This window comes from Nocardia sp. NBC_00508, assembly GCF_036346875.1.
In the GTDB taxonomy this organism is placed as follows: Bacteria; Actinomycetota; Actinomycetes; order Mycobacteriales; family Mycobacteriaceae; genus Nocardia.
Map to the genome: position 1 here is coordinate 252,457 of NZ_CP107852.1, position 26,167 is coordinate 278,623.

The 26,167-nt window shown below is 66.0% G+C and carries 24 protein-coding genes and 1 pseudogene; 4 read left to right on the forward strand and 21 right to left on the reverse strand.

Going from position 1 to position 26,167, the window contains the following annotated elements; translation table 11 throughout:
• Window positions 1-4: 4 nt before the first annotated feature.
• The 9 genes and pseudogenes from OHA40_RS01025 to OHA40_RS01065 all read right to left on the reverse strand — a co-directional run bounded on the left by OHA40_RS01025 (window position 5) and on the right by OHA40_RS01065 (window position 7,788).
• Window positions 5-367: a hypothetical protein gene (locus tag OHA40_RS01025; RefSeq protein WP_330231182.1), complete on the reverse strand. Its 363-nt coding sequence runs from the start codon at window positions 365-367 to the stop codon at window positions 5-7.
• Window positions 364-1,863 (reverse strand): phage baseplate assembly protein V, encoded by a 1,500-nt coding sequence (locus tag OHA40_RS01030; RefSeq protein WP_330231183.1) that lies wholly within the window; start codon window positions 1,861-1,863, stop codon window positions 364-366. The genes OHA40_RS01025 and OHA40_RS01030 overlap by 4 nt, the downstream gene beginning before the upstream one ends.
• Window positions 1,860-2,510, reverse strand: coding sequence for a CIS tube protein (locus OHA40_RS01035; RefSeq protein ID WP_330231184.1), 651 nt, complete (start codon window positions 2,508-2,510; stop codon window positions 1,860-1,862). The genes OHA40_RS01030 and OHA40_RS01035 overlap by 4 nt, the downstream gene beginning before the upstream one ends.
• A 2-nt stretch (window positions 2,511-2,512) precedes the next feature.
• A complete protein-coding gene (locus OHA40_RS01040) occupies window positions 2,513-3,427 on the reverse strand; it encodes an eCIS core domain-containing protein (protein WP_330231185.1) in 915 nt (304 codons plus the stop codon).
• A 72-nt stretch (window positions 3,428-3,499) separates the two neighbouring features.
• On the reverse strand, window positions 3,500-3,967 hold the full coding sequence (locus OHA40_RS01045) for a hypothetical protein (RefSeq protein ID WP_330231186.1): 468 nt from the start codon (window positions 3,965-3,967) through the stop codon (window positions 3,500-3,502).
• Entirely contained in the window at window positions 3,945-4,385 is a 441-nt protein-coding gene (locus tag OHA40_RS01050) for a phage tail protein (RefSeq protein ID WP_330231187.1), read from the reverse strand. The genes OHA40_RS01045 and OHA40_RS01050 overlap by 23 nt, the downstream gene beginning before the upstream one ends.
• Before the next feature lie 6 nt (window positions 4,386-4,391).
• Window positions 4,392-6,284, reverse strand: coding sequence for a phage tail sheath subtilisin-like domain-containing protein (locus OHA40_RS01055; RefSeq protein WP_330231188.1), 1,893 nt, complete (start codon window positions 6,282-6,284; stop codon window positions 4,392-4,394).
• A gap of 143 nt (window positions 6,285-6,427) precedes the next feature.
• A pseudogene (locus OHA40_RS01060) lies at window positions 6,428-6,592 on the reverse strand (ATP-dependent DNA ligase); the annotation flags it as partial.
• Window positions 6,593-6,834: 242 nt separating this feature from the next.
• Complete coding sequence (locus OHA40_RS01065; RefSeq protein WP_330231189.1) at window positions 6,835-7,788, reverse strand: DNA polymerase domain-containing protein; 954 nt, start codon at window positions 7,786-7,788, stop codon at window positions 6,835-6,837.
• 413 nt (window positions 7,789-8,201) lie between these two features.
• Here OHA40_RS01065 and OHA40_RS01070 point away from each other — a divergent pair, with 413 nt between their 5' ends.
• Both OHA40_RS01070 and OHA40_RS01075 read left to right on the forward strand, forming a co-directional pair.
• Window positions 8,202-8,684 (forward strand): hypothetical protein, encoded by a 483-nt coding sequence (locus OHA40_RS01070; protein WP_330231190.1) that lies wholly within the window; start codon window positions 8,202-8,204, stop codon window positions 8,682-8,684.
• Window positions 8,685-8,736: 52 nt separating this feature from the next.
• Entirely contained in the window at window positions 8,737-9,066 is a 330-nt protein-coding gene (locus tag OHA40_RS01075; RefSeq protein ID WP_330231191.1) for a hypothetical protein, read from the forward strand.
• A 304-nt stretch (window positions 9,067-9,370) separates the two neighbouring features.
• Here the strand turns inward: OHA40_RS01075 and OHA40_RS01080 are convergent, their stop codons facing one another.
• From OHA40_RS01080 to OHA40_RS01090, 3 genes are all read right to left on the reverse strand, one after another.
• On the reverse strand, window positions 9,371-9,796 hold the full coding sequence (locus tag OHA40_RS01080) for a hypothetical protein (RefSeq protein ID WP_330231192.1): 426 nt from the start codon (window positions 9,794-9,796) through the stop codon (window positions 9,371-9,373).
• A gap of 88 nt (window positions 9,797-9,884) precedes the next feature.
• Window positions 9,885-10,754, reverse strand: coding sequence for an alpha/beta fold hydrolase (locus OHA40_RS01085; protein ID WP_330231193.1), 870 nt, complete (start codon window positions 10,752-10,754; stop codon window positions 9,885-9,887).
• Complete coding sequence (locus OHA40_RS01090) at window positions 10,754-12,211, reverse strand: FAD-dependent oxidoreductase (protein WP_330231194.1); 1,458 nt, start codon at window positions 12,209-12,211, stop codon at window positions 10,754-10,756. Before OHA40_RS01090 ends, OHA40_RS01085 begins: the two co-directional genes overlap by 1 nt.
• Before the next feature lie 348 nt (window positions 12,212-12,559).
• Here OHA40_RS01090 and OHA40_RS01095 point away from each other — a divergent pair, with 348 nt between their 5' ends.
• Both OHA40_RS01095 and OHA40_RS01100 read left to right on the forward strand, forming a co-directional pair.
• Window positions 12,560-13,672: an FAD-dependent monooxygenase gene (locus OHA40_RS01095; protein ID WP_330231195.1), complete on the forward strand. Its 1,113-nt coding sequence runs from the start codon at window positions 12,560-12,562 to the stop codon at window positions 13,670-13,672.
• A 49-nt stretch (window positions 13,673-13,721) separates the two neighbouring features.
• Window positions 13,722-14,408, forward strand: a complete 687-nt coding sequence (locus tag OHA40_RS01100) for an alpha/beta fold hydrolase (protein ID WP_330231196.1) — start codon at window positions 13,722-13,724, stop codon at window positions 14,406-14,408.
• 48 nt (window positions 14,409-14,456) lie between these two features.
• On the opposite strand, the gene OHA40_RS01105 is transcribed toward OHA40_RS01100, so the two are convergent.
• From OHA40_RS01105 to OHA40_RS01145, 9 genes are all read right to left on the reverse strand, one after another.
• Window positions 14,457-14,678 (reverse strand): hypothetical protein, encoded by a 222-nt coding sequence (locus OHA40_RS01105; protein WP_330231197.1) that lies wholly within the window; start codon window positions 14,676-14,678, stop codon window positions 14,457-14,459.
• 323 nt (window positions 14,679-15,001) lie between these two features.
• The gene (locus OHA40_RS01110; RefSeq protein ID WP_330231198.1) at window positions 15,002-16,120 is read right to left on the reverse strand and encodes a serine hydrolase domain-containing protein; all 1,119 of its coding nucleotides are present in this window, start codon (window positions 16,118-16,120) and stop codon (window positions 15,002-15,004) included.
• A gap of 10 nt (window positions 16,121-16,130) precedes the next feature.
• Window positions 16,131-17,000, reverse strand: a complete 870-nt coding sequence (locus OHA40_RS01115; protein WP_330231199.1) for a helix-turn-helix domain-containing protein — start codon at window positions 16,998-17,000, stop codon at window positions 16,131-16,133.
• Between the two features lie 295 nt (window positions 17,001-17,295).
• Window positions 17,296-19,059, reverse strand: coding sequence for a M4 family metallopeptidase (locus OHA40_RS01120; protein WP_330231200.1), 1,764 nt, complete (start codon window positions 19,057-19,059; stop codon window positions 17,296-17,298).
• A gap of 27 nt (window positions 19,060-19,086) precedes the next feature.
• Entirely contained in the window at window positions 19,087-19,521 is a 435-nt protein-coding gene (locus OHA40_RS01125) for a hypothetical protein (protein WP_330231201.1), read from the reverse strand.
• A 9-nt stretch (window positions 19,522-19,530) separates the two neighbouring features.
• Window positions 19,531-21,813, reverse strand: a complete 2,283-nt coding sequence (locus OHA40_RS01130; protein ID WP_330231202.1) for a hypothetical protein — start codon at window positions 21,811-21,813, stop codon at window positions 19,531-19,533.
• An 83-nt stretch (window positions 21,814-21,896) separates the two neighbouring features.
• A complete protein-coding gene (locus OHA40_RS01135; RefSeq protein WP_330231203.1) occupies window positions 21,897-23,975 on the reverse strand; it encodes a serine protease in 2,079 nt (692 codons plus the stop codon).
• 185 nt (window positions 23,976-24,160) lie between these two features.
• The gene (locus OHA40_RS01140; protein WP_330231204.1) at window positions 24,161-24,898 is read right to left on the reverse strand and encodes an AfsR/SARP family transcriptional regulator; all 738 of its coding nucleotides are present in this window, start codon (window positions 24,896-24,898) and stop codon (window positions 24,161-24,163) included.
• 190 nt (window positions 24,899-25,088) lie between these two features.
• The gene (locus OHA40_RS01145; RefSeq protein WP_330231205.1) at window positions 25,089-26,156 is read right to left on the reverse strand and encodes a DNA/RNA non-specific endonuclease; all 1,068 of its coding nucleotides are present in this window, start codon (window positions 26,154-26,156) and stop codon (window positions 25,089-25,091) included.
• Window positions 26,157-26,167 lie beyond the last annotated feature (11 nt).

The following is a 26,167-nucleotide window of genomic DNA, read 5'->3' on the forward strand; positions in this document are numbered from 1 at the left end:
CGGCTCAGCCCGCCGTCAGGATGGTCTGCTCGGGTGACACGATCAGCCCGGCCTCCGGATTCTCGGGTACACCGGTGGTGGTGCCGTCGAATCCGCGCTGCCCGAGCACCATTTCGCCGTCGACAGTGAGCAGCGCGACCACGCCTCCGGTCGCTGTGGCATGCGTGCATTTCTCCGTGCCCGCCGGGTTGCCGTCCACCAACACACAACTATCTTCCGGAACCGGCACGTTCACGATGCTCTTGCCGGTCAGCACGCCGAATCCCGAAACTGTCAGGCGCATAGTTCCTTTCACGCGGATCGGCAACGCCGGCGTGACCGGGTGCCCGCAGGTGATCACGCTCGCTTCGGTCAGCACCGGGTTCATGGCGTCGGTCCGCTCACGTCCATGCCTTGCAGCACTTTCACCTTCACGTTGACCGCCTTCATCTCGATGTCACCGCTCGCGGTGAACGTGAGCGAGCTGCCCGTCTTGTGCGTGATCGAGATCTGGCCGGGCCCCGCGCCGGGCGGCGGCGGGTCGACCAGGCTGCGCAGACTGCCCAGCACGACGGGGTTGGCGAACTTCCCATGTTCGAACGCGACCACAACCTTGTCGCCGGGATCGGGCAGGAAGAGCGTCCCGCTGAGTTTTCCGGCCAGCGGGGTCATCATCGGCGCCATCATCAGATCCGGCACGTCGGAGAACCACGGGAAACGCACTCCGACCTTGTTCGTCAGCGGATCGACGACCATGACCTCGGCGATGACCACGCCTGGATACGACTCTTCCTGATCCGGCGGTGGTGTTCCGCCGATCGCTTTGCGCACCAACTGCATCACGCCCGCCCCGGCTCGCTGCGTGACCTCGAACTCGGTGCGGTATCCGCGCCGGTCCAGCGTGTGGGTCACCTTGCTGAGCCGGTACATCCCGCTGAATCGTTTGCCGACGCCGCGGACCGACACGAAGGTGTTGGCCCGCAGCTGCGGCAGGCCGATGCACGAACCGTGTGCCTCGTACATGCCGTCGAGCAGCTGCTGCAGCAGGGCCTTCGCGAGTGCGAAGGCGTCGACAGGCGACTTCACCGGCCGGCCGCGCAGGACCCGGCGTCCGAGCGAGGTCAGCGCGGACAACGCGTTGCTGCCGAGCCGTTCCACGATGCTGTCGAGATCGAGTGCGGCGGTGCTCATCATGCCGACGATGCTTTGCGCGAGCTCCTCGTTGTAGCCCCGCACCACCTGGATTCCCGCGAGCTTCGCATTACCGACCCGCGGGCTGAAGCTGGTGAGGTTACGACCCCATTCGAGTTCGACGGCCTCGATCTGCGGGCGTGGGTAGCGGAAGAACAGTTTGTCCCACCACACATACACGTCGAAGAAGTTGTCCGCCGCTCGGCGTTTCAACAACGCCATGTCTGTGGTCGTCTGCGGCAGCACCGTGTGGGTGAACGGTGACGGGTCGACAATCGGGATCAGCCCCGCCTCGAGCGCGATCTGTGCGGCAACGGCGCTGTCATTGACGAACCGGAATGCCGGACGATCCGGAATATCATGTCGCAACCGCAGCGAGCGGTCGTACGCGACGATCGTGATGGTCGGCGGCCCGGTATGCGGAAAGTCCGGTTCGATCGCGGCGATTTCGCCGAGCATCATCGGAAAGGTCCGGTTGCCGTAACCGAGGTGGATCTCGACGTTCTTGCCGAGCTCGAACAGCGGCGAGTCCGTGAACCGGTTGTTCGCGTTGTCCAGCACGATCGTGACCATGTCGGCGAGCTCGGTGCTGTTGTCGTAGCGGACGCTGATCAGATGGCGCATGACATCGGCGGCCAGACTGACGCCGCTGATCCGGATGTCCGCGCGTGGGACATACGTGTCGAGCTTCACGACGCTCGCCTCCCTGGAATCGTGATGCGCTGCCCCGCACGGAGATTCATCGGATCGGCGATGCCGTTGGCGTCGGCGATCTCGCGCCAGCGGAACGGGTCGCCCAGATAGCGCGCGGCCAGGCCGGAAACGGTGTCGCCCTCCACCAGCACATGCACCCGGGCATCGACCACGTTGTGTACGGTGGGCGCACCGACGAAGAAGCCCTGGCGCACGGTCAGATCCACACGAACGAACTCGGTGAACTTCACCGACATCCGTGCCCGCACCGGAGTGCCGTTGGGCAGGAACATCGTGAATCGCTGATCCGCCTCGGACAGTACACAGGTGAAACCGAAGCTGCCCATCACGAAGACCAGGACGGGCGGAGCGAAGGTTCCAGTCGCCGGGCTCAGCAATGCCGTGATCCGCTGGGTGTGCTCGCGGACATCGGTGGCGGTCTCGTAGGTGTCGAAGAACAGGTCCATGCTGAGCACCCGTGCCTGTCCCCGGACGTACTGCACCGGTGACACCCCGAGCCCGGGGATCGGGATCTCGGCGATCTCGTTGCGCTGCTCGACCCGGTACTCCTCCGGGTTGTACATGACCGGGATCCGATCTCCGGTCGTGGAGTTCACGATGGTCGCCTTCGCGAGCTGGGCGGACACGCTCACGCACCTCGCTCGACGTCGCTCTTGATCCGCCGCATCAGGTCCCGGTACAGCCGTTCGGACAACTGGTCGAGATCCGGCGCACCAGGGGCGGTGCTTGTCTGGATCGGCATGCTCCGTTCGGGGTGCGCCGCCATAGGCTTCGCCCTGGAGCTGGTGACTTCCGAGGTCGCGGGGCTGTTTCCGGATGGGAAGGGTGCGGACCGCAGCGGGATGCGCGCGCCCGACGATGAGTGCATCGCCGAGCCATTGTCCGTGCCCGAGGGCGAATGCATCGCCGGGCCGCCGTGCGACCCCCTGCCCGCCGACGCCGACGGACTCGATCCTGCTGCGGCGGAGGCGGCCGCCTCGTGCTCACCGGCCGCTTGTTCCTCGCGCGCGATGCCGAGCTCGGTCGAGCGGTCCCATGCGGCCGCGGTTCCCGGCGCCGCGGCCGCGTGCCACGCCTCATGGGCGAGCAGCGCGAATCCGTCGGGTTCCTGCGGTGCGAATCGACCCGAACGGAAATGGATCTCATCGCCGACGGTCACCGCGTCCGCACCATGCGCCCGGGCCAGTCCGTCAGCGGTACGGTCGTCGTGCACGGTCAGCCCGGGCAGATCCGGCCCCACGATCGGGCGTAGCAGCTCGACGATGTCGCCGGACAGCGCTCGTCCGCTCGGCATCTCGCCATCCGGCGGTGCGGGCCAGCTCGGTTCGTCCGCCGGCGGGTCCTGCATTGGGACGGGATCGCGAACCACTGCCTCGACGCGTTCCCGGATGCTGCCCGCGGGCCGGGGCAGGCTTTCGCTTCGCGCACGCACAAGCTCGGCCGCCGTCTGCCACGGCGAGTGCACGGTACGCCGGTCGGTCAACACTCGAACCTGCTCGCGGAGCTGCTCACCGAGCGTCCGCTGCGCGACGGTATCCGGCACGGCCGTTCCTCCTTCAGTCCAGTGCGACCGCTGTCGCCAGCCAGCGGCGTCGTTCGGCGTGGTCCAGTTCCATCAGTTCGGTGTGGGTCCAATGGACGAGCTGTCCGAGTCGGGCGACCTCCTGGTAGACCCGGTCCAGGGGGTAGCCGTCGATTCCCCCGGCGGTGGCGCCTCCGCGAGGAATTCGATACTGCAGTGCGGGCAGGTGATCTCGATCCGGCGCGCGGACAACCCGTTTATGTGGTTGTAGAGCTCCTGCAGATGGGTCAGATCCTGGGAGAACAAGCCCTCGATGACGCCGGGATTGATGTCGGTGATCGTGCCGATCCGGATCACCACTCGGGACAAGAGGATGACGATGAGATACGTCGGCAGTGCACGAACCCGTGGGTCCTTCATCGGCAGGATCTCGTCCGCGGCGGTGGCCAGCCGCATCACGCCGTGCCGGTGCAGCGTGCCGTCGGAATCGAGATAGCCCATCGGCAATTCGAATTCGTGCTCGGTGACGTACATGACCTCACGCCCTCGTGATGCCTTCATGGGCCAGCACGAGGGCCTCGACCGCGATCTCGTTGCCGGTGGCGTGGAAGGCGGCGCCCTCCCACTTCGTAGGCCATGCGGCGACGAAGTTCCAGCGCACCACTTCCCGGCGATTGGCGAGGTCGTAGACGACGATCGAGCCATTTTTGCGCACCACGTTGCCGTCGATCACCTGCTGCCGCCAGTTCCACAGTTCCCTGGAATCGGTGAGGCCCCATTTGAGCGTGAGGTTGCCGTAGCTGGTCTTGCCCGGCAGTTTGCGGACCGTGACGTTATCGCCGCCCTCGCGGGTTTCGATCACCTCGGTGGTGGCTTCCAGCCCGGTGCACTCGCGGAAACTCGCCTGTGCGATACCGTCGAGCTCGACGAGAAAGTTGAAGCTCACATACGGGTCGATCCGCGCTCCGGTTTGCGCCATGTCGACTCACCCTTCCTGAATCTGCTTTCCGCCGGCCGACATCCCGATCCGCACGACCACGAACTCGGCCGGGCGTACCGGTGCGACGCCGATATCGATCACGATCTGGCCGAGCTCACGCAGCGAGGGCGGATTGTTCTCGTCGTCGACTTTCACCGAGAACGCTTCGGACGCGGTGGCGCCGAACAAGGCACCACTCGCCCAGACCCGGGTGAGGAATTCGGTGACGGTGCGTTCGAGCTTTTTGCGCAACGACAGGTCGTTGGGCTGGAACACCGCCCAGCGCAGGCCTTCCTGGATGGACTCCTCGATGAACAGCATCAGCCGCCGCACATTCAGGTAGCGCCACGCGACGTCATCGGACGTCGTGCGGGCGCCCCAGACCAGGGGGCGGCCGCCACCGAACATCCGTAAGACGTTGACGCCCACGGAGTTCAGATCGCCCTGTGTGGTTTCATCGAGTGCCCGGGTCAAGCCGACGGCACCGGTGATCGGTTCGTTGGCAGGAGCTTTGTGCACGCCGTGCTCGGCGTCGCTGCGCGCGTAGATGCCCGCGAGGTGCCCGGACGCCGGGATGTCGATCGTGCCCGTGCCGTCCGGGGCACTCACGGCGATCCACGGATAGTAGAGCGCCGAATACGCGGAGCGGACCGCTTGACGCTGCTCCAGCACACCACCGGCGCCTTGGACACCCTGCGTGGCGCTCGCGGCGTCGAGCACGGCGAACCGGTCCTTCATCCGCTCGCAGTGCGCTACGACGTCGGCCTGGATTGCCGGGGCGGCGACGCTGTCCGGAACACAGACCAGACTGATCTCATCGATCGTCGCGAACATGTCCAGCGCAGCAGTGTATTTCGTGCGGTCGATGCGGGAGGGGTCGTCGGCGGTGCCACCTCGCAGGGGGACGCCGGTGACCTTCGCGGGCCGGTTGCGCGGCGGCTGCGGGGCCGTGGGGGCGGCCGCGAGGGTGACCGCGTCCGAGTCGACGATCCGGCCGTAGAAGCGGCTGTGGCGGGGATCCATCGCGAGCTTGTCGTAGCTGTCGACGCCCTCGGGGCCGGACACCTCGAGAAAGAACTCGAGTGAAGCGATTGTGGCCTGGGCCTGGCCGGCCGCCAGCGGGTAGGCGTTCGTCAGCCCCGGCGTCACGGTGACCATGCCGCCCGAAACCTTGTCCACGACAACGGTTTCCTTCGTCGCGGCGTCCTTGGTGAGCTGCAGCAGACTGCCGCGCTCGATACCGGAAGTGGCCGTGAGCCGGAAGCTGGTCTGCCCCTGCACGAGGTCGGCGATGCGGACCGACCCGTTCGGGGGCGTGCCGGTAGGGAGCCCCGAGTCCAGGACGAGCTGCCCGGCTCGCACCCGTGCCACCAGCGCACGCTTGCCTTCGTAGTCCACGAAATCCCCTGCGGTGAACTCACGGGCGTCGTCCGGATTCTCGAGCGTGATCGTGCTGCCGGCTGCGCCGGCGGGCTTCGGCGTCACAGTGAAGAACTTCGTATCCGGCACTATCGACGCGGGGCCGGTCGTGATCGTGATGCGCTGGCCCGCAGGGCCTTCGGTGGCAGCCTGCACACGCAGCACCGGATTGTCGGCGTCGTCGAGTAGATCGACGGCGGCATTGGTCGCGGTACCGACACGCACGACGTACGCCGAGGTACCACCGTTTTCGAAGAAGCCGCGTACCGCGTGCGCGAGGTATCGGCGAGGTGCGGTGACGTAGTCGCCGAAGGTCTGTGTGAACTGTGTCCAGTTGGTGAGTTTCACTGGCGTACCGACCGCGCCCTTGCTCGCGGGCCCGATGAACGCGGCTACGCTGGTACCGACTCCGGGGATCGGACCGACCGCGGGAAGTTCTTCGACATAGACGCCGGGCGCGCGGCCCTGATAGTCCGCCATCGGACGCCTCCGCTCTCGAACAGCGTTTTGTACTGACCAATTCGACGCCGCACTGCGTCGCGTTCACTGTCGCGAGTGGGTGTCACCCAGCCGTCACCGCAGCGTCACGGCGGAGGACGCGGCAAGCACGGGAAAGAGCCCTCTCAGGTCGCGCGGCGGTCGCGGGCGCGCCGTTTGCCCTCGTGCATCGCCTGGACCCGCGCCACCGGAATCGTGTGCCCCTCCGCCACGAGATCCGCCGGAGGCGGTTGCGGGTCGGGCATGGCCGCGGCCCACGGGTCGGTATCCGCCAAGAGGTCCGGCGCCGTCTCGCCGGACATCATCTCGGTATCATTGAGCTCCACAGACCACGGGCAATCGAGCACTTCGTTTCTCCAGACAAAGCGTGACCGCAGTGCGTTTTGCTACTGATCGTGGCCTTGTGCCCGCGGCGGGATCGATCCGCGAATTGATCGCCGGACCCATCAGCGGACCGGTCCAGGGGCGTCGGCGACGGCAGCCTGAAACGCCTTACCCCGCGGCATAGACGGAACGCTCGATCCTGCACCGATCATTCGCTCCGCCGCGCCCTGGCACGTCGTTTGCCCTCGTGCATGGCCTGAACCCGGGCCACTGGAATCGTGTGTCCCTCCTCGACCAAATCCGGAGGAAGATGCTGCGGGGCAGGCATCTCCGACTGCCATGGATCGTTGTCGCCGAGCAGGTCCGGCACGGTCCGCACAGTGAAATCAGTCGGCGTCACCTCGTCGAGGTCCGACCAGCGCAGCGGGAACGACACGGTGACGCCCGGACGGATACGCGGACTGTAGGCGGCGGCCACGGTGGCACCGCCCGCACGGGTGGCGTCGAGAAAGACCTTGCCGTGGCGGTCTTCCCGGATGAACGCTGTTGTGCCGACCGACGGATCGATCCGCTCAGCTCGCGCCGCCACGGCCCGCGTCGCCGCGGCCGCGTCCTCGACATCGATCCCCGGCACCACCGGCACGAACACATGTAATCCCCTGGAACCGCTCGTCTTCACCGCTCCGGACAGCCCTTCCGCAGTCAGCGCTTCCTGGATCAGCCGGGCACCTGCCACGGCGTCGGCGAAAGTCTGTCCCGGTGAGGGATCGAGATCGAGCACAAGATGTGTGGGTACCGGTGCGGATTCCGCGAGGAACAGGGTCGGGTGGTATTCGACCGCCCGCTGATTACCGAACCAGATCAGGGTCCGCAGGTCGTCACAGAGCGCGTAGGTGATCTCCCGCCGCGAACTCTCCGCCCAGACCTTCGTCCGCGCCACCCACTCCGGCGTGTACTTCGGGAGGTTTTTCTGTGTGAACGGCTCCTGTCCCGGCCGCACCCGTACCACCGAGAGCGGCCGTCCGCGCAGCACCCCGAGCAACCGTTCCCCGGCGAACTCCAGATAGTCCACCAGATCCCGTTTGCTCGCCTCGGCCTCGTCGAACAACGGCTGATCGAGATTGGACAGTTCGACCCCGTGACGCAGCTCGCCTCCCGCCATCGCTCCACCCTCCCCCACCACCGGGCGCCGGTCAATCACCGGAGGTGGCGAACTGCGACCCGACCTGGTGGCAGCAGTATCGAGCCAATCTGGAGAAAACCGCAAAGCACGCCGCCGGGCTCGGCTGACCGCGGCCCGAAACGGTTACCGGGAATGCCGACCTTGCCGGAGCCGCCCGGTTCGGCGGGTTCGGCGAGAGGTCCGGGGAAACGGACCGGGAGTAATCCCGACACCTCGCCCCGGGCATACTCAGCGTTTGCGAGATAGACCCTGTGGAAGCACTGTGCACCATCCCGTAGGAATACTCATGTTCCATCGGCCGCAATGGCGAACGCTGGGAAGCGGAAGGATGATCCGAGAGTCGAAGGGACGCGGCGATGACCGGGGCGAGGGCGTTGACGGTGACGACAGGGGTGGCGATTCTGGTGATCCCGGCGCTGGATGTGGCCGCGCGGTTCCTGGCCGAGCCCGGCTGGATCTTCGCCTTCGTGATCATGCTCGGTTCGCCGATTTGGCTGATCGGCTATTTCATGCTGGCCCGGATGGCGATCGGAATGCTGTCGCCGAACGGTGTTTTCGCCAAGGCGACGAAGGCCGCCCAGGTGAGTGTAAGGATCCTGCTGTGGGTGTTCCTGCTGAGTGTGACGATGTTCTGCTGGTTCGTGCCGGACGGAGGAGATACCGACGACTGGCAGTCACCGGCCGGCCGGTTGCTCGGGGTGGACGAGTACAACAGCGATACACCCGAGTACCTGAACCATGCACAAACCATCGGCTGGCTCGCGTTTCCTGTCGGCGTCGCGGCACTGACGACCGCCGGCATCGTTTACGCGAACGCCGTTAGTTCTGCGGGCCGGAAGGGCGGGACCACGTACAAGCCATCCGATAGTGGCTGACGGTTCGAGGGCATTTCCGCTATTCGGTCGCTCAGCGCCGCCCAGCATTCTGGTGTCCTGGCAACGCGCGGATCTGCTGTCCCAGATCACCAGACCAAGGGTTTTGGAGAGCTTCGAGGCTGGCGCCTCGACCAAGCAGCTCGCCACCAAATACCGCCTCGGCAAAGGCAGCATCCTCGACGTCCTCCACACCGGCGGAGCCACCATCCGCGAACAACGCCGTCTCACCAAAGCAGAGATCGACTACGCCATCACCCGCTACCGACACAGCAAATCACTCGCCCGCGTCGGTGACCACCTCGGCGTCGCCCGCACCACCATCCGCACTGCACTCCAACGCCACGGCATCACACGCCGCGACACCCACGGCCGATCACGATAAGAAGCTGCCGGAGTTGGCTTCATTCACGAGGATCCGCAGCTGATCGAGGGCGACATCACTGCCGTTGGTCGTCACTGCCGCAAACGGCCACGAGCAGCCGCGCCGGCGTGGGTCTGCCGAGGGAGCGCACCGGCCCTGCCGAGAAGCCGCGCAGGGCCCATCTACCGCAGCAGTGTCGTCGGCCACGGGGACCCGGTGGTAGTCGAATCCGGGAATGGTTTGCGTCATCGTGTGAGCTGCTTTCATTCGGAGGTGCACTCTCGGAGGGGCTTCCGGTGCCGAAAGGTTGGCGACCTAACCACCCCTACTTTGGAAGAGCCTTACCCCCATTCGGAGTGACCGCGAACCACGTCCCGCCGACGCCTTGGCCGAGCAGGTCACCAGGGAGTTTGTCCTTCGAGAAGTAGTAGACGGGCCGGCCTTCGATGGTGATTTGGCAACTGCCGTCGCCGCGTTCGATGAATCCGACGAGCTGCGGATCGACCCCGACCGCGAATACTGATTGCCCGCGAGCGACCGTCAGTGGCGGCCACGTCGTGGCGCACTGACCGGCGCACGTAGACGTCGGCGGTGTCGCGGTGTCCTTGTCGAATCGGTACAGCGACCGGCCGCCGCCGTCTGAAACGTACTGTCCGATATCGGGATCGCTGGTCACAGCGAGTTGCACATGTACCGCGCCGGCCGGGGCGGTACCGCTGAAGATCTGCAACCACCCCTGCGTCTTCGCCATTGTGGGCGGCCGCGCGTCGGCTGTAGGAGGCACGACGGCCGGGGACGGCGCGGCCAGCGCATGCTGGAGAACAGACTTCGCATGCGCATCACTGCGTCGTCGCTGACGTCGACAGCGGCGATGCTTGATCACCCGAGGCAGGGTTCGGTTCTGGCAAGAAGTCCAGTAGCAGTTCGTTGACTTGGTTCGGTGCCTCGAGTTGCATCCAGTGGCCGATGCCGTCGAGACGTTCATATCGCCACGAACCTTTGACGTACTTCTCGTTGCCGAGCATCGATTGCTCGGTGAGGAACGCGTCGTCGCTGCTCCACACGCCCATCATCGGTGCGAGTACCGGTGGAAGGACGGGCGGGTCGACGAGGAACTCCGGTCCGGCTCCGGTGCGGTACAGCCCCAGGCTGGTACTGAGCGCCCGCGGGTCACGCATCCGTTCGATGACCGCGAGCAGGTCCGGATGGCTGGCGAGCCATTGCCGGGTGTTGGCGAAATCGTCTTGCGAGAGCCAGCGTTCGGCGATGCCCAAGGACTGGAACAGCAGGAAGTACCAGGACTTCTCGCGTTGCGGCAGGCCCGCGTCCACTACCGCCGCCGGAGTTCCGACCGACAGGGTGGTGAGGCTGTCGACCCGCTCGGGATGCAGCCCGGCGAGCAGCACCGACAGCGACGCACCCCAGTCGTGTCCGATGACGTGGGCGCGCTGCACGTCGAGGTCGTCCAGCACGCCCACCAGATCGGCGACGTACTCGGCGAGCTCGTACTGCGCCAGTTCCGTGGGTTTGTCCGAGGACCCGAAGCCACGCAGATCAGGCGCGATCGTGCGATAGCCGGCGGCGTTCAATACCGGCACCTGGTAGCGCCACACAGCGTGGGTGTCCGGATAGCCGTGCACCAGCAGCACATCCGGGCCCGACCCGCTGACCTGTACCTGCAGTTCGATGCCATTGGTTTCGATACGCATTACTTCGCTCCGATCACGGTGAGCAGCTCGGCACGGGACGGGCCGGGCTCGGGATAGCCGGCAGCACCGCTGCCGAGTTCCTTGATCCGATCGAGCACGCCGGGTCGCGCGAGCGCTTCCTCGGGGCTGCTCAGTCCCGAACCGACATCGCCGAAGGCCCGCAGTACGTCGGGATCCCACAGCTTCGCGGCCTCCAGCGCCTGCCGCAGGTTCCAGTCCTCATCGTCGGTCCGATAGGTGACGCCGTCTTGATAGGGGATGGCGTCGATTTCGAGGTCGATCTGCGCGAGTCGATGCAGATCCCAGGCGGCCGAGGCGTGTTGGGCGGGTCCGAGCGTGGCGTTGGTGATCTCGTCGAACCGGAGTGCGAGCTTCTCCTGATCGCCGATGCCGACCTCGCGCAGCACGTCCCGCAGCAGCAGGCCGTGTGACATGCCCATCGTGAGGCCGAACCCGAAGGTTGGATTGGTTGTCGCCCAGGCATCTCCGATGCTGAGCAGTCCGGTCGCCACCGGCTTGCCGTCGACGACGAAACTCCGATGCCGGGCCTCCATACCGGACATGGCCAGCACCCCGGTAAGGGGCTCACCGTGCGAAGCCCAGTGCGCCATACCGGGGTACAGCGCCGCGACCCGCTGCCAGGCCTCCGGATCGCTCAAAGCCCGCATGGCGCGGTCCTTGGCCGAGACGAACAGGGCCAGGGCCCAGGTTCCCGCATCGCCGGGAACGGTGGTCAGCCCCAGACTGTCGTGGTGCTCCAGCGGCCACGCTGCCTGTTCCGGATAGGAGCCGTCGGCCGAGCGGAAGTAGCGGCTGTAGGCCAAGAACCCGGTCTCGTGCTTGTCCAATACCGGGGTGGCCGCGCCGATGTCGGTGAGCATCTTGCTCGCGGGAGAATTGCGACCCAGGGCATCGATGACCAGGTCGGCGTGGACTTCCTCGCCTTGTGCGGTCAGCACGCCGGTGATGTGCGGGATCGCGGCGACCGCCTCGGTCAGGAATCCGGTGACCGGGGTGTCTCGGCGAACGGTGACCCCGGCCCGCGCGGCGGCATTGCCGAGGCCCTGCTCGATGACGGGCCTGCGGGCGGCGAGGGTGTCGAACCGTTCGTCGCCAGGCTTGCGTCCGCCGATCGCGGCCAGATCGAAGGCGCCGTCGAGCATATTGTGTGGTCGCGCGCCCAACGCCCGCAGCTCGGTGACCGCATCGGGTAGTTCGCGGGAGAGCACCTGATACCCGCCGGGCAGCAGGATGTGCGGATGCCGGAACTGATTGACACCCGGTCGGCGCCACTGGTCCCAGGCCTGCTCGGCATCGGCGCCGGGCCCACTGGAATCCTTGTCCAGCAATGTGACTCGATGACCTTCACCGGCCAGCAGCATGGCCGCGGTCAGGCCGGTTGGCCCGCCGCCGAGCACTACCACGTGCATCGGCCGACCTTCCTTGGTGGTTCGCATGATGGATCCTTTCGACTCTTTGGACCAGGTCTGGTGCAACTCTCGGCTGGAATGGCGCTCAGTTCCCAGACCGAAAACTGCTCATTCGCGCTGACGTCTGGCGGTGCCGCGTGGTCCTGCACCCGGCACCGCATCGACATCGGCAGGGTGATCGGAAAACGGCGCCCGCGGCGTCGACGATGACCTTCGCCACGGCGTCGGGCTGCGACACCGTGAGCGCGTGCGAAGCGCCTGACCCGGAATTGTCGAAGTGAGCAGCTTCTGGACTGGTGAATGAGCTGTAGAGGAGGCGACGGTAGGTGCCGTACCGGCTCGGAGTGAGCTGGACCGGCACAACGAGGAGACCACATGCCGATTCCGCTCACCGTTCTCGTCGTCGGGGCCGGGGTCGCCGGGCTGGCTGCCGCCGGCGCGATGGATCGCCACGGGCTGTCGGTGGACATCGTCGAGCGACGGACGCAGCACCCGGCCGGGGCTGGTCTTTTCTTGCCGGGCAACGCCGTTCGGGCGCTGACCGAACTCGGGGTCGGGTCGGCGCTCAGCACGGAGGGCGTACCGATTCACACCCAGCGCCTTCAGGACGATCAGGGCCGGACGCTCGCCGAGATCGACATAGACCGTTTGTGGCAGGGCGTCGGGCAGCCGGTCGGCATTGCGCACGAACGACTGCGGGCGGCGCTGGTGGAGAACCTGCGTGTACCGGTCCGCGCCGGCGTCACCGTGCATGCGCTCAGCGAGTCCGAATCCGGTGTGAACGTGGAGTTCAGCGACGGGAGCAGCGGCCGCTACGACGTCGTGGTCGGCGCCGACGGGGTGCACTCCGAGCTGCGCCGCCTGGTGAATCCGCACGCCGAGCCCCGCTATGGTGGGCAGGTCTGCTGGCGGTTCGTCACCGGCAATCGAGCGGATATCGATGACTGGACCGTGTGGCTCGGACGGGGGGCGACCTTCCTCGCGGTGCCGGTCGGCAAGGATCGGCTGTACTGCTATGCCGATCTGTCGACGTCCATAGCGGCCGCCGGAGCCCAGGCGGAAACCCCACTAGCCGAACACTTTTCGAATTTCGACGGTCGAGTCCGCGATCTGCTCACGAGGCCGGGCGCCGCCGCGGCCCACTTCTCCCCCATCGAGGAAGTCACCGACCCGACCTGGCGGACCCGGCGAATCATCCTGATCGGCGACGCCGGGCACGCGAGTTCACCCAATATGGCCCAGGGCGTGGCGATGTCGGCGGAGGACGCCCTCGTTCTGGCCGAATCACTGTGCGGGAACGGCGAAATCGAGCAACTCCTGGAACGGTATCGCCTGCGGCGCCTCCCACGCACCCGGTGGGTGCAGGCGAGGACCAAGCGACGCGACAGCACCAGAAACATGGCCCCGATTGTTCGCAACGCGGTGCTTCGTCTGGCGGCGCCCCGCATCTACGAGCGCGACTACGCCCGTCTCCGCGCTCTGCCGTGAGAAGGCCCCGAAACCTTGCTGCTCAGCACTTTCGAAAAGAGGAACTCGAATGACTTTCGTCTTCGTCCATGGCGTCCCGGAAACCGCCGCCCTGTGGGACAGCCTGCGCGCCCACCTCGACTGCGACAGCATGGCACTGTCGCTGCCCGGCTTCGGGAGCGCCCGACCGGAATCGTTCGCCGCCACCAAGGACGCATACGCGGACTGGCTGGCCGCCGAGCTGCACCGAATTCCCGGCCCCATCGACCTGGTCGGCCACGACTGGGGCGCACTGCTGACCTACCGGCTCGTCACCAAATACGATGTCCCACTGCGCAGTTGGGTAGCCGACGGAGCGGCCATCATGCACCCGGACTACCGCTGGCACGAGCTGGCCCAAACCTGGCAGACCAGCGGCGCCGGCGAGGAATTCGTGCGGCAAGCGACCGATATCGACACCCGCATGGGCAACTCCATCCTCGATCTCTACCGTTCCGCCACCCCCAATCCCTACCGCGACTGGGGGCCCGACCTGAAGCGCTCCACCGCGCCAGGACTCGTCATCACCCCGCTGCAAGACCCCTACGATGACTACCAACCGGCAGCCGAGATCGCCCGGCAACTCGCGGCGAACCACTACCTGATGCCGCACGCGGGCCACTGGTGGATGGTCGAGCACCCGGCGGCAGCAGCCGAAGCGCTGCAAGACTTCTGGACGTCACTGTTTCCCGCACACGGACCTTGGCTTTCCTGGTGAATCCGCAACCTCGGTGGCCGTTCAACTCGTGATGCCAGAGCAGCTCGCTCATCCGCTCCACGGCAGTGCCGAGATGGCGGCGGACTTCTCCTCCGGCCACGGGCCCGGTGGTTGCGTGCGCCAGTCGTGCGCGAACAGCGCGTATCGGTGAGCGCCGACAACCGGTGGAGAGTCGATGGGCAGCATATTGATATCGCCGAGGTGCCCGTCCCAGTAGCCGTCGTCGCGCATGACGACGAAGGACCAGGCGAGCCGTTCACCGCGAACCATCTCGCCGGTGGCACGCCACTGGGCAAGGGTGGTGGCGGCGCCAACCGCTGATAAGTGCTGGCATCGATGGTGAAGCGAGCCAAGGCCAGTAACTCCCCCGATCGCAGCGGCCCGTTGGCCCGCGCGTATCGCCACGCTGCCGCGACCACCGGATCGACCTCCAGCCCCGTGGGCTCGGCGACTTCGAGCCAGGCGGAGAACGCGGAGGCCGAGTCGATCTACCGCGCGTACAGCTGCCCCACACCCAACCGAACTCGAACGCTCGCACATGCCGAAGTCAGGACGTTTTGTGATGCCGGCAGGCTGTCCGGCCAGCTGGTGTATCAACCACACAGCGCCAGTTGGGTGAGAGCCCGAAGTGCGTTGTCGATGGGGTGGGGCTGTGGCTTCCCCGAGGAATCGAGTTGGTTCCATCGCTGCAGGTTCACAGCGATGGACATTTGCCGTTGGCCGTCAGCACTGGTCATGGACATCGCTCCGCCGCCCCAGACGGAACCCTCATGGCCCCAGTAGGTGCCGTGACCGGGCACCGTCATCTTCTGCAGGCCGAGGCCGTAGTCGAGTGTCTTTCCCTCGAAGGAGATGACCGGAACGGTACGTTGCATCTGCGCCAGCGACGATCTGCTGATGATCTCGCCGGCCAGCAGCAGGCCGAAGAAGCGGTTCAGGTCCGCGACAGTCGATATCAGCGAAGCCGACGGCCCCACCCACGACATGTCATAGACGCTGTAGTCGCGCGGCGGGTCGATCATGCCGAACCACGCCTCGTAGTGCAGTGAGTGCGGTCCGTGGACATACGGTCCGGCCGGGAGCTCGGTGTCCCGCAGCCCGGCGCGCTCGATGATGTCGCGGGTGATGCATTTCTCTGCCGAGGTACCGGTTACCGACTCCAGGAGTTGGCACATGAGCAGGTAATTGGTGTTCGAGTACACCCCTGGCGTGCCACCCGAGGTCCCGGCAGCAGGCGCTGAGACCCCCATCTCGATCAGCTCGGTCGCGTGAAACCGGGTGAACCGCTTGTCATCCAGGCTCTCCGTTGTCGTTTTCGCCAAGGCCGGAAAGGCCGCGAGTGACGGGTAGGCATGCGGGAGGTATTCGGCGAGGCCGCTGGTGTGGTTGATCAACATCCGAACCGTGATCGCCGCACCTCGTTCGCCGGGAACCAGCCGTGGCAGGTAGTGGCCGATTGGTGTGTCGAGCTCAATTTCGCCATCGTCGACCAGCCGCAGCACAGCGGCAGCGGTGAACGTCTTGGTGATGCTGCCGACGCGGTGTCGCATATCGGCCGTGACGGGGCGGCCGGTAGCGACATCGGCGACTCCGGCGGCGCCACGCCAGACTTGGTCGTCGTCACGCACCTCGGCGAAAACTCCGGGCATGCCCGCGCGATGGACGGTCTCCAGGGCGGTCTGTAGCTTCTCGGGATCGAATGTGTTGGTCACGCCACCACTATCAACCGACCGCTCCCGCCCGGTATTGGAAGAATCTTCCCCAAGCCCGGTACCGGTGCCGGGCGATGGTGGGCAGATAGTGCGCCCTCAGTGCCCCCGGCGTGCGGTCGGCGAATATCGACACGTCTCGGCACAGATGAGCCTGATCGGTGTACCCACAGTCCACCGCGACGTCGGCAGCGGGCCGCCCCGCCAGCAGACCGTCGACCGCGTACCGGAACCGAACCAGCATCGCCGCCCGCTTGGGTGTCAGGCCGATCTGGGACTCGAACCGCGCCCACAGCCGCTTATGACTCCATCCGAGGGATTCGGCGAGCTCACCGATCTTCACCTGGCCATGGGAGGTGAGTATGCGATTCCAGCTGGCAAGCACCTCCGGGTCAGTTGTCCGCATCGGCCTTTCGCATTGCGCCAGAAACGATTTGGTCACTGCGAAACGCTCGTCCCAGGTCCGGGTGGACGCGAGTTGCTCACGCAGTCGCCGAGCCCGCCATCCCCACAGGTCCTCCAGACCGACCACACCCCGGCCCAAATCAGTTGGGGAAACACCCAACAGCGAATACGCCTGTATCGGCGACAAGCGAACCTCGATGCACTCTGCCCGCTCGCCACGGACGCGCATGGCCTCGGCGGGAAGCCCGACAACGAAGCCGCCGAGGGTCCGCCGCCCGACAGCATCGTCGACGATCAGCTCGCGATCCCCGAATTCGATCAGCACGGTGATCGCCGCTGTCCCGGCAACCCGAAGATCCAACCCCGCGCCACCCGCATCGCGGTAACCGATGATCGCGGCACCCAGCGGCACGGCACTGGCCGGACCTGCGAAATCCCACCCCACATCAGGCTCGCGGCCGAAGTCTGCAGCTCCCATCCGTCCAGGCTAAGGAAAGGTGAGGACCCACCATCGCCCACGCAGGCCCGTTCGCGGACGACGCCGACGCCTGATCCGAACGCACGATAATGCCGCTGTGAGCGCGCGTTCGGACTTCGGCCAGACGGCGATGAGTGACGAGTAGCCTGCAAACCTGGTGACAGATAGCGCGCTTCGCCCGGCGAGGAACACCAGTGGTCGCAGGTTGACGCGATCAAGGGTCCGGATCGCAATACGCCCAGGGGGTATGCGCTCAGGGCATGTGCACGGAAGGGGACACCCCACCGGGCACGGTTCAGGGAGAGGAGATCCCTACCAGGCGGTATGCCTCACGAATGGCGTCTATTCTGTCCTTCCTGTCGGGGTCGCCACCGAAGTAGGTTTGAGCGACATCGACAATGGACTGCAGCGCTTCGACAAACGTCGCACGCTGTGTCAAACGGGCCATCGCCAGATAAGTCAGCACCGCGACGTCTTGCACGCTGAACACCCGTTCGCCGTTCTTCGAGATAGTGAGCAGGTTGTGCACCGCCTTGTTGTGGATGTTGCTGTTGACGTGAACCCATCCCTGATCGTTGCTGCGACTGGGACGCTCACCAGGGCCGAGCGCGCGGAAATTGTTCATATGCTTGGGATGTCCCGTACGAGTCGGGTTCGCGAAGTCACGCAGTGGGCCACCGTTTCTGCCCAGACCGGCGCCGAGTTCCCAGTTCCACGTTCCAACGTCTTCTCCGTCCGGCGCGGTGAACCAGTTGTTGATGATGATGCCGGCGATGTCGGCGAACGACTCGTTCAACGCACCGGATTGCGTCGCATACACCAGATTCGACGTCGACTCGATCACGCCATGGGTGAGTTCATGGCCGATGATGTCGAGAAAGCGGGAAAGGCTGACCAGCCGACCACCCCGCCGGATCTGGCCGTACCACATTTTGCGCTGCCACCAGAAGGCATTGAGCAGGCCGGGCGGTGTCTCCATGCTCGCGGCAGTGGCGTTCACCAACGACACGAGGTCCATTCCCTGGTCATCGATGCCGTCCCGCTGCAGAACGACCTTGTAGAAGTCCTGCACACGAGAGGCGTTCAGGTGGGCTGAGACAGCGGCGCGATGTGCCGTACCGAAGTCGCTGCTTGCCGCCGCCACAGGCAGGTCAGGTACCGGAGGGTTGCTGTCGAGGTCTGCGAACTCGAGGTCGTAGGTCCTGACCTCCCGCAATGGGTCGTGCAAGTGGCAGGTGGTTGCATCGGGGGATGCCAGCCTTCCGAGGAAGGTCTGTTCGACCTCGTTCTCGTCAGTTCCCTTGCACCGGGTCGGCCGCGGGAGTGCCATGGGGACGACACTGTAGTAGTACAGGATTTCGCCGTCGTGTGCGTCGACCAGGTAGTTGAAGCTCGGCGGGATAGGCCGGGGCCCCAATCCGTGGCCCTCGCTTGCCTCGGGATCCAAGTCCGTGCTATCCGTCGGCTCCGGGGGTTCCGCGGGAATTTCAGGAAAGAACCATGCCAGGTGCCATGACCCGGTGTCCTCGTCCTTGTAGAAGTTGAGCCTTCCGCCCACGCCCGCCTCGGGGGAAATGGCCACTCCGGTGTACCGCGCCAGCCGCTCCAGTGCCTCGGAACGGCTGAGCGACTCGACCGGGTCCACACCGGAAACCTCGTCGAGCCGTGCGTTCACGCTCACCAGCTCTCGGGACTCGCTGAGTTCGACCACAGCGCCTGCTCCGAAAACGGGGATGCTCCGGGCGGTCTGCGCGAAACGCACCTGCCGGGTGCCCAATCTCCGCAGATCCTGCTCGTTCTCGAGAATCAAACTCGGCACCCGTTCGGCGCGTTCGGGTTCGACCAATGATTCCAGGGCAGGGCGTCCGTCGCTGCGCAGGATTTGATCGAGGTAGAATCGTGCCGCCGCCTCGTTGCTCGTGAAAGACACAGTAGGCGCTTCGAATTCCGGCGCGGCAGCACCGGCCGGGAAAGACTCGCGTGAGCGTGCGGACACGCCTTCCCCCGTCACCGGATCATCGGCGACGTGGTAGTGCAGAGATTCCAATGTTGCTGACATCCTCAGTACTCCTTCTGCGCGTTTTTCTCATCGGGAAGTGGCGTCGAAGCCGAAGCGGCGCTGGAATTCGGCGGCGAGCGTGCCGCCGACAGCTCCGACCAACTGCCCCACGATCGGGTGCACGATCAATCCGGTTACCGCGCCCGCGAGTTCCGGGAGGTTGCGCACGAACCAATTGCGGACGTATTCCATGGTCGACAGATCCGGCTCGGGCGCTGTGACCGCTTCTTCCAACTCGTCGAGGCGATCACGGGCCTGGTCGGTGACGGCGGTGTCCGGGGGCAGTTGGCTACGCAGACGGGCGAATTCGCCTCGAAGCGCAGCGACGTCGGCCGCTGTCACCTGGATGGCGTCTCGTCCGGCCTCGATTCGGCTCACCGTGTTATCCGAGCCGACGGTGAACTGCCCGGAAACGCCGCCGTTCACGCGAATGTTGTAGCGATCCCCTGGTTTATCGGTCATCGGAGTTCCTCAATAATCTGGGTTCGGGCGCGGTAGGGGAACCGGGGGTACGGAGTCGACGTCTGGCGGCCTCCAAGGCGGTGGCTGCGGCACAGTCGGTGGCGGCTGCGGCACAGTCGGTGGCGGCTGCGGCACAGTCGGCGGCGGCTGCGGCACAGTCGGCGGCGGCTGCGGCACAGTCGGCGGCGGCTCCGGCACAGTCCGTGGCGGCTCCGGCACAGTCCGTGGCGGCTCCGGCACAGTCCGTGGCGGCTGCGGCACAGTCCCCGGCGGCGATACCGTGGTCACCATTGGCTGTGGCGAGCCCGGCGACGGTGTCGGTGATTCCGAATTTGCGCTGGTACCAACCGCCGGTGTGTGGCCGGTGAGGGCGATGGTCACCGCCCGTCCGCCGTTGTCGTCCGGAACGACCAGTGTCGCTTTGTACGAGCCAGGCGCCTGCGGTCTGAAAGTCACTCGGAACACACAGGTCCCGGAACCGCCTGACAATGGGCAAGAGGCGCGCTGCGCGCTGAATGTGGAGTCGGCCTCCAGGAAAGCCGCTGACTCGTCGTCACAGTCCAGCAACGGGAACGAGGCATCACGATCGGTGGCGGCGCCGACGGCGACCGCGCCGAAGTCGACGCTGTCGGCATACCGCGTACAGGAATCACCTCCGGGCGGCGGCAGCGGACGCGACCCGCCCGATGCGGGTACGGACGCTCCGGGCGGCCCTCCACCCGTATCTGTCGGCGGTGGAGGGAGCCTCGTGATAAACGCTTCCGATCCGACCTCCGCCGGTCGGCCGGTGGCGAACATGACCCCCGCGATGGCGGCCACCACGACCAGCGCAATGACCCATCCGGTGGCGACCGGATGCGAAGACATCGTGGCGTGAACGGATTTACGTGCCGTGCGCGTGGCAGCGACCCGGCCCCCGAACAACTTCCCGGCCGCGCCGGAGGCCACGACCGCACCGGCCGCCGCCGCCAGCGCCTGACGGCGAACCCTGTCTTCGTTCTCGAAGTAGGCCAGGTCAGCGGCGGAACCGCTGGCGAAGGCGGCATCTCGGCCGAGTTTCAGGACCGTCCCCCACGCACCCCACAGCAGCGTCAAGCCGAGCGCGGGCGCGACTTTCCGCGCCAGGGTGCACGCGGACGCTTGGCGGCCATGTGCGACCGCGGCCTCCAGCACACGCTCGATAACCGGTGCGGCATCCGCGATGTCCCTCGGTCCGGCCACCCGGTTCGCCCAGTCGAGCAGGGGGTCGAGGTAGTCGGCGGCGCTCGGCGGCGGGATCCCCCATTCGCCGGCCACCGTACGGGGATCTACGGCCAGCCGGTAGCCCGCACCGGAGCGTTCGGCCAAATGCAGACCAGCCAGTTCTTCCAGCGCCGATGGGCTCCCGGCATCGCGAGTCATCGCCCGGCATAGCGCAGGCGACAGGTGGGCCCCCGCCACGGCACACAGCACAGTCAGAACGCGACGCGACCGCTCTCCGAGACCGCCTACCAGGGCTCGCTGCGGCTCCTCGGGAGCAGCAGGAATCGTGGCCGCACCGCCGCTACGCAGCCATGCGGCGGCCTGCAGTAGCGCGCGCGGATAACCGTTGGCCGCTCGGCACAACTGCAGCGCCGTCGCCACGTCCTCGTCCAATCCGCGGCCGAGTTCGCGGGCCATCAGTGCGAGGGCCGCCTGTTCGTCCAAACCCTGCAACTCCAGCGAACGCCCCCGCCCCCACGCGACTCGCTGCTTGGTCGATACGACGAGGTCACTGGCGGGCAGCACGTCGACGAGTGTCGAGAACTCCGCTACGGAACCCTCGAAATCGTCCACCACGACCAGCGCGTGGATGGACATCATCAGGCGGTGCAACCGTCGCAGGTCGGGAAGGTATCCCGGGGCGTCATAACAGGATTCGAACAGCTCCTGGATGACGTCCTGCGCCGCCAACCCGGCGGCGTGCAAGAACACCACGTCGCGGCCTTCGGCCGCACGATCGGCGGCGAACCGCCGCAGCAGCGCGGACTTGCCGACTCCGGGCCCGCCGCACACCTCGACCGGCAGTCCTTCCGCGACCCACTGCATCAGCAGCGCCGATTCCATTCGCCTGCCGAGCAGTCCGGCACCGGCCCTGGGCAGCGCCGCGCTCACCGGCCGGGTCCGCCGCGTCACGGCGGGCGCCGGATCGTCACGTACGACGACGGAGGAATTCTCCGCGTTGATGACAACGTTGTGATTCCCCACGACGACCTGACCGGCTACCGCACCACCGACATGGACGTGGAACGCGGAATCAGACTCCCCCGTCATGATTCCTCCCGTCGACTGTCACGGACACCTATCCGCCGGGTGGTGCGCACGCCTCCCCGCGGGTCGGCCGTACCTGAGCTATCTCACGTTGTCGTTGCCGCGATACCGCTGTGGATGGCTTGCGCTACAGCGGGGTGGGCAAGGTATTCGGCGATGCTGTGTGCCCGTTCCTTGGGATTGTCGACGGGAATTTCCCGGAGCCGGCCCTTCCAGGCAGGGCGCAGTGGGCATCCGATGGTGATCGGATCCACCGCGGACCAGGCATTGAGCCAGTCACCGACACGTTCTGGCCGGTGCGGCCCTCGAACCAGGAGTTTGTCGTTGACCGCGTCCAACCCCAAGGGGCTGCCGAGTGTGACGAATACGGCGACGTCGAGCTGCGGCTGGAGCCGGGTGAGCAGATCCATCGCCACCACGGTGCCGAGGCTGTGGCTGACCAGGGTGAGCCGCCCCGAAGCGGGGACGGTCTCCAGCACACAGTCGAGTACCGCTTGCCGGATCTGCTCGTCGGCAAGATACGTGGCTACGTCCCGGAACACTTGGGCGATGATGAGATCGTCCAGGTCACTGCGGGCAGCGAGCCAGCTGAGCTGTCGCTGCAGCTTGCTCACGATCGCACTGCCGAGAGAACCGAGCCCTTCTGCTTCGATGCGCTGCGCCGGTTGTCCCTCGTCGGCCGGCAAACCGGCATCTGCGGCCGCGTCCGCCAAGATCCGTTCATACAGCTGGCGAGCAGGCGGTGCGGTCGGAGCCATGGCCAGAGCGTGGTCGACGGCCATGGTTTCGGGCGCGATGGTGGCTGCCTCCAGGGGCTGCAGCAGGGCTGCCAAACGATCACCGTAGTAGGGAAAGTGCACATCCGCAGGATCGAGCGGGCCGGCCCCGGCGAGGGTGAGGCCTTTGTTGAGTCCGGCGGTCCACTCCCGGCGCAGCAGCTCGGGATCGCGACCATGCTGGCTGCGGCCGTGCAGGAACAGCAGGTGACGCATGCCGCCGAAGGCGCCTGCGCGGGCGGTGACGCCGCGGCGCAGTCCAGTGCTCTCACGCGGCGTCGAAACTCGGGTTACCACCTCGGTGTGATCCTCGGCAGGTGCGGTCCGGGGGGTGGTTCCCGATGGTCCGGCGGCCAGCCCCGAGTCGGGACCGAGTTCGGCGAGGAGTTCCTGGTGGCGCGCCGAGCGCGGTAGTCCGGCCAGGTGCCTGAGGATCACGCTGATTCGCACACCCTCGTTCGCTGTCCAGGCAATCGCGTCGTCACCGTCGCCTTCGTCCCAGACCGTCCCGTCGCGGCGCAGGATTCGTCCCTGCCCGTCGGTGCGCGGCACGCCGGAGTGGTGCAACGCGACGACTTCCCACTGGTCGTTGAAAACCGGGGAGCCGGAATTTCCCGGTTCGGTGTCGGTCGAGTAGTGCAGAAAGTGATCGAGCTGCAGGTCGAGCTGGTTCTTGCGGATCCCGATCTCCTTGAGCCTGCCCATCGGGTGGCCGATGATGTTCATCGCCTCACCGATGACGATCTTTCCCTGATCCATGATCAGGCGGTTCCACCAGCCGACCACCTCCCCGGGCGGCCTGCCTTCGGTCCCGGGACGGACCGCCACAAGGGTGAAGTCCAGGTGCTCATCGGTCACGAAGAAGTCGGTGTCGAGACGGAACCGCAGGGCAAGGCAGGGTGCGTTGTCGATCGTCGTCTCGGCGCCGAATTCGACCACGACCCGTCCGGCGGTGTCCTGGTCGGGAAGTACGTGATTGTTGGTCAGCAGCAGTCTGGGCGAAACCAGAAACCCGGTGCCCATAGGTATCTCCCGGCCATTGCGAAGCAGTGCGATCCGCGCGACCGTCGCCGCCGTGCGAGCGCCGCGGGCCAGGAAGTTGGCCGGTTGGAGTTCGTTGCTGGCGCCGATGATCCGCTCGAGGGTGGTAATCCGGTCGGAGGGCTCGCTTCGGCCCGCTTCGATCATGGCCTCGACCGGCATCTCGCCGCTGGTCGCCAGCCGCTGCGCGCGAGCGCTGATCTGTTCCGGAGAGTCGACAACCGGACTGTCCTTCATTTTGCGGAGTTGCTCGATGTCCTCGCGCTTGGTCTCGGTCGCAACGTAACGCTCTGCGGCGGCCTCGACCTGCTTCAACCATGCCGCCTGGATTTGTTCGCGAGAATTCATCAGTCCATCCGCCTAAGAACAGAAGTTGGTGTTGGCACGTCCGCTACCGGGGCATGTCCGCTACCGGCCGAGTTTTCATCGTGCGCGTCACACCACCGTCACCTCGCCGTCTCACCTGGCGCGGAAGGTCCTCCCCGATGACGTTCGTCATCCGTCGTCACGGAGCCCGTAGTGCCTCGTGTCCGTCATCCGGGAGCCCACTCGATCGTCGCGGTATCGCACTCGTGGACGCGGAGGAGCAGGTCTTCGATTTCCGACGACGGCTCGGCGCCGAACTCGGCCCGCAGCAAGTCTCGGTATCGCTGGTATTCACGGAGGGCGTCGATCTTGTTGCCCTGCGCGAGATGAATCCGCATCAGAATCCGGCGGGAGCTTTCTCGCAGCGGCTCTGCCGCCACGACCGCCGACGCGGCCATCAGGGCCGCGCCGACCTGCCGACGTTCCAGCAATGCTTCGGCCGCCGATTCGAGCGCCGCAACCCGGGCCAGTCGAAATCGTTCCCGGTCGACGACCACCCACTCCTCGTCCCAGTCCGGCAGCAGCTCCCCGCGATGCAGTAGCAGCGGAACCCGCGCGAGATCCTCCGAGCAAGGCTGGTGAACCAGCCGGTGCGCCAATTCGGTGAGGAATGCCAGGTCGACGGATACGTCCGGGTGGAGGCGAAGCCGATCACCGGTGATCTCCACGAGGGCGTCCTGGACGCGACGCAAGCGCCACAGAGCGGTTCGCAGACGCTGCGCCGCGCAGCGATCAGCGCATTCCGGCCACAGCGCACCGGCAAGGCGGCCACGAGCGACCGGTCGATTCAGCAGCGCGAGATAGGTCAGCACCCGTTCTGCCGCGTGCGGAACGGAAAACCGGCAACCGCTGCTGCGTAGGGCGAATTCCTCGACCAACGTGAGCTGCAAACACGTCGTATTCATGGCATTGTGGTCGATGAGCACCATTTCACTACTTCGATCGCGACGTCGATCTTCATTTCGCAGACGCAAGACGGGCCGGTCGATCTCGGCCACCTCGTACCAGAACATCATGCGCATTCCACGGACTTTCGGCGCGAGTAGCCGACTACGTGATCCCGGGACCGGTCCACGAGTACTCCGAATCGGCGATTCACCACCGGATCTCCGAAACCGCGTTCAACGGACCGGATAATTCCTCCGGCGCCACGTGCAGATCCGCGTCTCGCAGGGCTTGCGGGAAGCGGACCAGTGCCCGCTGCTCGATTTCGGTCAACGGAACCTGGAAGACGCGGAACTCGTCCAGGTCCAGCGCTTCGAGCGGCTGCAGGTTCTGGCTCAACAGGAACCCGCGGGCCCGCAGCTCGCCGTTCTCGGCGAACGCGATGACCTTCCAGAACTCGCGCGGGATCTTGACTTGCCGGAACTCCCGGTCGTCGTCGGCGAAGACCGGGCCGCCGAACGCGCTCACCTTGAGGTCGTCGACGGTGGTGTCGGCGAAGACCGCGTCTTCGAGACGGCCCCAGATCCCGTTGCGCGCGCTCTGATTGAAGTCGTCCATCTGCGGCGTGATATTGGTGTAGAAGAACGAGTCCTTGTTGGCTTTCGCGGCCACGGCCGCACTCCCCCAGAGCAGATCGGCCCGTCGCGCAAGGTGGCCGCGATCGAGCCGGTTCTCGTGGTACAACTCGTTGCCGACCTGCGCGTCCGCATCGAGTCTCGGGTCTTTGACGAAGTCGATCTTCTTTCGCGAGAGTTTTCTGATCGAGGCACCGTCGATGTTCCACGCCACCCAGATGGCGAACCGGCGGGAACGGCGCATCGCGAGGGAGAAATGCGTGTAATGCAGCACGTCCGCACCGTCGTGCGCCGTGGCGACGTCGGGGCGAACCCGCGCGTCGACGGCAGGGGGCGAAATCGGCGAGGCGAGGAAACTCGGGTCGTATCCGGTCGCGACCGCCGCCTCGTCGACGGTGATGCGCTCCGGAATGGACGGCGTTCGCAGCGCTTCGAATGTGTCCGGTTCAGCTACCTTCTCGTTCACGGTGAACTGCACCGAAATCTCGGTGGTCGGTTCCCCGTCGATCTCCTTGTAACCGACACCGATCGAGGAAATGTCGGGATCCTCGAGCAAATCCTCACCCTTGGTGCCGATGAACTTTCGCAGAGCGATGATCAGGTCGCCCTGCCGACGGTCGGATAAATGATTCTTCGCAGGCATTGTCGACTCCA